The sequence below is a fragment of the Helicobacter sp. 10-6591 genome (genome assembly GCF_003288805.1).
GTDB lineage: Bacteria > Campylobacterota > Campylobacteria > Campylobacterales > Helicobacteraceae > Helicobacter_F.
This window is the reverse complement of the sequence record NZ_NHYK01000021.1, coordinates 23,647-31,069: the sequence shown is the minus strand read 5'-3', so window position 1 is coordinate 31,069 and position 7,423 is coordinate 23,647. Positions and strand designations below refer to the sequence as shown.

The window sequence follows — 7,423 nt, the reverse complement described above, 5'->3', positions numbered from 1 at the left end:
TGATTTTGGATTAAAGAAGCTATATCCTAATACTAGACCTTGTGTATGTCCTTTAGAGAATACTCCTTTATCGAGTTCTACTTTTGTATAAGAGTAATAGGGCAATACAAAGAAAAGATTGTTTTTATTGCTTGCATAATTAGAACTCTGAGACAACAGATCATTTCTTATAGTAGTAGCATTTGCATACAAGTTTGCATTCTTATAACTTCCCAAAGAAGAACTTGCTCTATGATGCAAAAAAGAAAGAGTATTCAATGCATTCCCCATAACAGTATCTAAGAATGTAGCTCTTGCAGTAGCTGTGGTTATAAGTGTTCTGTTTAATGCAGCAGCTGCTGTTTTAGAACCATCTATGTTGGCAACAAGGCCTCGGAGCATGTCACCGGTGAATTTGACTGATTGGTCTGTGGATTCTATTTGGGTGTGTGCAAATATATTGGCTTTGTTTGCTTTATCATCTGTAGTAAATGCATTAGCTACTTGGGTAACATCTACATTTCCTGCACTTATTGTTAATTTATCTACTGTAATGCCTTCACCTTTGAATTGCACCTTTTTTACTTGCTGACCACTACCATTATTACCTTGATTCTCTACTTTCCAGTCTTTTATTTCAACTTTGCCACCAGCATTAGCATTACTATTAGTAATAACCATGTTATTGCCAACTGTGCCTTTGCTCTCTAGAGATAGAGTGCTTGCGCTGTTGTTAGTGATGTTTCCTTTAAGATTTCCGCCACTTTCGTTTTTGACAACTCCGATTATTTGGCCACCATTACCTACTACGATAGCATCTTGATTGTCTGAGCCTAGTTCGCCGTGATTGGTGATACCAGCAGTTGAGCCTTTCAGTGTGCCATTGACTTCTATTTTTCCTGTGAGTTTGTAAGTTGCTTTTTTACCATTTGTTTCATTTTTGTTATTTCCTAGCACCAGACCACTGCCTGTGCCGCCTTCTACTGTGGCTCCTGATTTGATGGTGAGATTCTGTACTGCTATGGTATCTGAGCCTTTATCTTTGCTTATGTTGATACCATTTGTTCCGCCTTTGATTACTCCACTATCTATATCAAGATTGGTGATGCTGGTGTTAGTAGTTCCAGCGTTATAGAATCCTATACCATCTATTTTGCCTTCTATCGTTCCAGAGTTTTTGAAATTGGTAATAGTTGCGCCTTCTGTGTATATGCCATAGTCCCCACCTTTGATAGTGCCAGTGTTTTCTACAGTGTCGTATTTAGCGTTCTGGTTGTCATAATTTCCTAATACAATACCTCCAGTTTTGCTGCCATTGCCACCACTGCCATTGCTGCCACCACTACTATTGTTATTGCCATTTATTTCTATAAGACCTGAGTTTTTGAGATGGGTGATGCTTTGGTTATTTTTACCCCATATGTAGATTCCAATATTCTTGCCTTTGACCGTTCCTTTATTCTCAAGGCTTGTGATGTTTTTGCCTGAATGTGCATAGATTGCTGCTTTGACTTCATCGCCAATCCTGTATTGAGTGTTTTCTTGATCGCTTTGTATCAAGCCACCAACCTCATTGATGAAAGTGCTGACATTGGTGCTGCCCGATAATCTCACAGCTGCAGCACCTTGTGTTATTTTGATCGTTCCAGAGTTGCTGAAGCTTGTGATGGTAGTATCATTGATATTCACGCCGCTATTTTTGTTTCCTTCATTGATGATAGTGCCTGAGTTTGTGAAGTTAGTGATACTTGTGTTGTTGAAATTCACTGCTGTGTTGTTGGCTTTTATCGTGCCTTCGTTGGTAAAGTTGGTGATGGTTGAGTTGGTAGCTTGTCCGTTAGTTCCTTTTCTTTCAACCTTGATTGCTTCCTCACTATCTCCTGAGATGAGTTTGCCCTGTTTGTTTTTGAAATTGTCAATCCTAGCTCCTTGGAGTCTTATAGCTGCATTGCTACCTTTGGATTCTATGGTTCCGTTGTTTGTAAAGTTTGTTATAGCTGTCTGGCCTCCTTTTTGGTTGCTATTTTTTGTTTGCTCATCTGTAAAGAGGTAGAGTGTGTCTGCCTTTCCTGTAGAACTGATTGTGCCATTGTTCATAAAGTTTTCTATTGTGGAGCCGCCACGGATTATGATGTTCCATCTATTGTTTGTGTTTGATGGATTCTGAATCGTTCTGTTGAGATTAGCTCCTGCGTCTATGGTGATATTTGGGACGGTGATTTTCTTATTATTGTTTTGATTTCCTATTTCTAGGGTCGGGTTGTTATTGTTGTTGGTTTCACTTTTAATGATAAGCGAGCTGATTCTATTCTCAGCATTAGCTCCAGTACTGACAATGCCATTAGTGAGATTGGTGATTGTGGTAGTGTTGGAATCACCGGCACTACTATGAGCATTCTCATTGCTTCCAGTAATCACCCAGTTAGTATCTGGATGATGAGCTACTGCACTTGAGACACAAAGAGACAAAGCTGCTATGGTTGAGATAAACTTAGGTGAATATGTTGGTTTCATTATTTCCTCCATTTTGTTTGGTATATCTTAGGCTCTATATCTTTATATATAGAGTGGTTCTGATTGTAGTGAAGTAAAAAAAAAAAAAAAAGCACTTATTCTCAAAAATACACGCAAATTTCCAATAACGTGTAAAAAAGAAACACAAAAAGAAGGAAAAGTGAATATCTTGTCTTAAGACTAGGGGATGTGTAATGTGCCATAACTACTGCCATTAAAGTTTTATTTGTACAAAGCCTCTTTCATAGCGCTTTGTGCGTCTTTGAGCTGCTGTTTTTTCTTTAAAGATTCTCGTTTGTCATAGAGTTTTTTTGCCTCTAACAAGTGCGATTTGTACTTTCAGTTTGTTGATTTTTAATCTCTTTGGTGCTGTAGCGATGAGCTGCCTTACTACAATCTGCATCAAGGAAAGGGTTTTAGGATTTAAAAGTGTATGAGAGAAAGTAGGGCAGAGACTCTAAGAGAATCTCTGTGATTTAGAATGTAAAAATATATCGCAAGCTCATTGTGTAAGGCACCTTTAATGTGATGTCAAATTTTTCTTTGGTAAGTTTGTCATCATAAGCAAGTATCGATTTATCGCGTGATAATGGAATGCGTGCCGCTAATTCCACCGCGTTACGTTGATTGAAATAAAATTGTGTGCCTAGATTGATAGCAAATGATGTATAGAAATTTTGGGATTTTATTTTGTAGTCGTGGTTGCTATTGCTGTTTTGAGACAGGGCTTTTATTTTATCATCAAAGCTGTTGGTTTCTTTGATAGCCTTTCCACTAAGGAGCAATAGTCCAACTCCTGCCCCGCCATATATGCTGAATTTCTTGTCTGCACTCATTGGTATGCTATATACCACATCGATATTTGCGCTTATATCAGTAGCATTTATAAGCTTTGGATCAGTGCTGAGATAACTCAGACCTCCTAAGCCATAAATTCGGAATGATACTGGCTGGCTAGAGTTTTGGTAACCTACAAGCAATTCATAGTCAAAAGAGCTAGATTCTACATTCTGTGGTTGGAGTGAAGGTTGTTTGTTTTGGGTACCTTTGTACACGATGCCAGAATCTATGCCAACTCCTGCTCCTACACCTACGAAAGTCTGTGCATTCACACTCAGAAATGTGGCGTTTGTCAAGATTGCGCTTATGCTTAGATTTCTTAAGATTTTTAAGTTCATTGCTGCATTCTCCTTAAATAGATTTTTTGGATTTGGGGCGGGTATTCTACACTATTTTTTTGACTTCAATAATATGCAAGCAATGTGAGAGTCAAATACCAAGTTTTAAGATAAGATTTGCGGATTCAAATTGTTAGTCGTTTTTGGAGTGTTTATGAAAGGTTGCAAGCGAGTTTTGATTAAATTTTCTGGTGAAGCATTGAGTGGAAATAGTGGTTTTGGGATAGATGTAGGTATTTTGGAATATATTGCAAAAGAAATTAGGATGCTTGTAGAAGCTGGGATTGAGATAGGATTAGTAATTGGTGGCGGCAATATCATACGCGGCGTGAGTGCTGCTGAAGGTGGCCTTATACGCCGTACAAGCGGGGACTATATGGGTATGCTAGCTACAGTCATTAATGCAGTGGCTATGCAAGAGGCATTGGAGCATTTGGGTATAGATGTGAGGGTGCAAAGCGCTATAGAGATAAGGGAAGTGTGTGAGAGCTATATCTATCGTCGTGCTATTAGGCATTTGGAAAAGGGCAGGGTGGTGATTTTTGCTGCGGGGACTGGAAATCCGTTTTTTACCACAGATAGTGCTGCTACGCTTAGGGCAGTGGAGATTGGTGCTAGTGTGATTATCAAAGCCACAAAAGTTGATGGCGTGTATGATAAAGATCCAAAGAAGTTTAGTGATGCCAAAATGCTCCAATCTGTCAATTATGATGAGGCCTTGCGGGATCATATTAAGGTAATGGATGATACAGCAATAGCGCTTGCTAAGGAGAATAAACTACCAATTTTAGTTTGCAATATGCTCAAGAGTGGGAATCTGCTTGAGATTCTTAGTAGTGGCAATGGCGTGTATTCTGTCGTACAATGATTGGTATGCCAGTAAAATCTCGATATATAATGCGCACAAAACTTAAGGTCTATCAATGATTACTCTCAAGCAAGCTCTAAGTCTCAGGGAAGAAGAACTGCGGGAAATCAAATCCAGAATCCTCAAAAATGTGAAAGAAAATATCGAGTTGAATGCTTATATAGGTGGGTTTCACTCATTTGAGCAAAATAAGGGCGTGCCTATTCTGATAAAAGATAATATCAATGTCAAAGGCTGGGAGATAACTTGTGGTTCGAATATTTTGAAGGGTTATATAGCACCATATAACGCTAGTGTGATTGAGAATCTGCATAATAATGGTATGTGTGCCTTTGGACGTGCGAATATGGATGAGTTTGCCATGGGTAGCACTACAGAATCTAGCTGCTATGGTCGCACGAAAAACCCGCGTGATACTTCACGTGTACCCGGTGGTTCAAGTGGTGGGAGTGCAGCGGCAGTAGCAGCGGGGCTGGCAATAGCATCGCTTGGTAGTGATACTGGGGGCTCTATCCGTCAGCCTGCTGGATTTTGTGGATGTGTAGGGCTGAAGCCAACTTATGGACGGGTAAGTCGCTATGGTCTTATAGCATATAGTTCAAGCTTTGATCAGATAGGTCCTATCACGCAGAATGTAGAAGATGCTAGCTTGCTATTGGATTGTATAAGCGGTCATGACCCTAAAGATTCTACTTCTCTTAATCTCCCTGCTACAAATACTTTTGCAAGCCTTGATAGTGATATCCGCTATAAAGTAGGGGTTTTGAGAGGATGGCTAGAATCAGCTGATAGCGAGATTATCCAAAACTACGAGGAGAGCATCAAGCTTTTAGAATCTATGGGGCATAGCATTGTAGAGCTTGATATGCTGGATGTGGATTATCATGTCTCTACTTACTATATTATCTCTACTGCTGAAGCTAGCTCTAATCTAGCACGTTTTGATGGTGTACGCTATGGCAATAGGGCACATTGCACAAATCTTAAAGAACTCTATGTGAATACTCGCACACAAGGTTTTGGCGATGAGGTAAAGCGCCGAATAATGCTTGGGAGTTTTGTGTTAAGTAGTGGCTATTATGATGCTTATTATCTGAGAGCACAAAGAGTGCGCGAGCTTATAAAGGCGCAATACAATGATTTATTTATGGCATGCGATGTTTTGCTAGCACCCATTGCACCGACTTTAGCTCCGAAGTTTGGCACTAGTATATCTCCGCTTGCAATGTATCTTAGTGATATTTATACGATAGGTGTGAATCTTGCTGGCTTGCCTGCTATATGTGTGCCATCAGTGAGTTTGAAGGGTTTGAGTGGATTACCCTTTGGTGTGCAGTTTATTGGTAATCATTGCCAAGAACAAAGTATTCTTAATATTGCCTACGGATTAGAAAAAGAGCTCGGAAATTCTTAATTTAGCTAGTTACAAGGAGGCAAAATGAAGATTGTACAAAAAGCATTAACTTTTGAGGACATTTTGCTTGTGCCTGCATATTCTGAGATATTGCCCAAAGAAGTGAGTCTAAAAACCAAATTGAGTAGAAATATTGGATTAAATATTCCTATTGTTTCAGCTGCCATGGATACTGTGACAGAATATCAGACTGCTATTGCTATGGCGCGTCTTGGCGGGATAGGGATTATCCATAAGAACATGAATATAGATTCTCAAGTGGAGAATGTGAAAAAGGTCAAAAAGAGCGAGAGCGGTGTTATAGTCGATCCAATTTATATTTTGGCAGATGCTACTCTTAAAGAAGCCAAGATGATAACTGATAACTACAAAATCTCAGGTGTGCCTGTAGTAGATAGCCATGGTAAGTTGATTGGAATCTTGACTAATCGCGATGTCCGTTTTGAAACTGATTTGGAGAAGAAGGTTGGCGATGTGATGACAAAAGCCCCGCTTATCACTGCTGGAATCGGTACGACGCTAGAGCAAGCGCGAGAGATAATGCATAAACACAGAATCGAAAAACTTCCAATAGTCGATCACAATGAAACACTCAAAGGACTTATCACAATCAAAGATATACAAAAGCGTATAGAGTATCCGGATTCTAATAAAGATGGTTTTGGCAGACTCCGTGTGGGTGCTGCGATTGGTGTCTTGCAGATTGAGCGAGCGCAGGCTTTAGTGGAGGCTGGGGTTGATGTATTGGTGCTTGATTCTGCGCATGGGCATTCTTTGAATGTGCTTAGGACGCTCAAAGAAATCAAAGCTAAATTGCGTATAGATGTGGTGGTGGGCAATGTCGTAACAGCAAAGGCTACTGAGGATTTGATAGAAGCAGGTGCTGATGCGATAAAGGTGGGTATAGGTCCTGGAAGTATTTGCACGACGCGCATTGTGGCTGGAGTCGGCATGCCCCAGGTTTCAGCCATCGATAATTGCGCACAGGTCGCTAGAAAACACAATGTCCCCATAATCGCTGATGGCGGAATCAAATATTCTGGAGATATTACAAAGGCTTTAGCTATAGGCGCTTCAAGTGTTATGATAGGCTCTCTGCTTGCTGGTACTAAAGAATCTCCGGGTGATCTGATGATATACCAAGGCAGGCAGTATAAAAGTTATCGTGGTATGGGAAGTATAGGTGCTATGACTAGGGGAAGTGCGGACAGATATTTCCAAGAAGGCACAGCACAAGACAAGCTTGTGCCCGAGGGTATTGAGGGACGCGTGCCATATAGAGGCAAGATAGGTGATGTAGTGCATCAGCTTGTAGGAGGGATTTGCTCTAGTATGGGGTATCTGGGAAGCAAGGATATTGTGGAGTTACAGAAAAATGCGGAGTTTGTAGAGATTACTGCAGCGGGATTAAAGGAATCCCATGTGCATAATGTGTATATTACTAAGGAAGCGCCAAATTATCACGGGTAA

5 protein-coding genes are annotated in these 7,423 nt (G+C 40.3%); 3 read left to right on the top strand and 2 right to left on the bottom strand.

Annotated elements, in window-relative coordinates; genetic code table 11:
* On the bottom strand, positions 1-2,493 hold a 2,493-nt coding region (locus CCY97_RS07060; protein ID WP_146744524.1), incomplete at its 3' end, for a hypothetical protein.
* A gap of 476 nt (positions 2,494-2,969) precedes the next feature.
* Positions 2,970-3,671 carry an outer membrane beta-barrel protein gene (locus CCY97_RS07055; RefSeq protein WP_112064769.1) on the bottom strand — a complete coding sequence of 234 codons (702 nt, stop codon included), beginning with the start codon at positions 3,669-3,671 and terminating at the stop codon, positions 2,970-2,972.
* Positions 3,672-3,825: 154 nt separating this feature from the next.
* Here CCY97_RS07055 and pyrH point away from each other — a divergent pair, with 154 nt between their 5' ends.
* From pyrH to guaB, 3 genes are read left to right on the top strand one after another with little or no spacing between them, the layout of a single operon-like run.
* On the top strand, positions 3,826-4,539 hold the full coding sequence (pyrH, locus tag CCY97_RS07050) for a UMP kinase (RefSeq protein WP_112064768.1): 714 nt from the start codon (positions 3,826-3,828) through the stop codon (positions 4,537-4,539).
* A gap of 55 nt (positions 4,540-4,594) precedes the next feature.
* Complete coding sequence (gene gatA / locus CCY97_RS07045; RefSeq protein WP_112064767.1) at positions 4,595-5,953, top strand: Asp-tRNA(Asn)/Glu-tRNA(Gln) amidotransferase subunit GatA; 1,359 nt, start codon at positions 4,595-4,597, stop codon at positions 5,951-5,953.
* Between the two features lie 24 nt (positions 5,954-5,977).
* Positions 5,978-7,423 carry an IMP dehydrogenase gene (guaB, locus tag CCY97_RS07040; RefSeq protein ID WP_112064766.1) on the top strand — a complete coding sequence of 482 codons (1,446 nt, stop codon included), beginning with the start codon at positions 5,978-5,980 and terminating at the stop codon, positions 7,421-7,423.

Coding starts and splice junctions, on each gene's coding strand:
- CCY97_RS07055 (WP_112064769.1), bottom strand. CDS start 3,671: ATGAACTTAAAAATCTTAAGAAATCTAAGCATAAGCGCAATCTTGACA.
- pyrH (WP_112064768.1), top strand. CDS start 3,826: ATGAAAGGTTGCAAGCGAGTTTTGATTAAATTTTCTGGTGAAGCATTG.
- gatA (WP_112064767.1), top strand. CDS start 4,595: ATGATTACTCTCAAGCAAGCTCTAAGTCTCAGGGAAGAAGAACTGCGG.
- guaB (WP_112064766.1), top strand. CDS start 5,978: ATGAAGATTGTACAAAAAGCATTAACTTTTGAGGACATTTTGCTTGTG.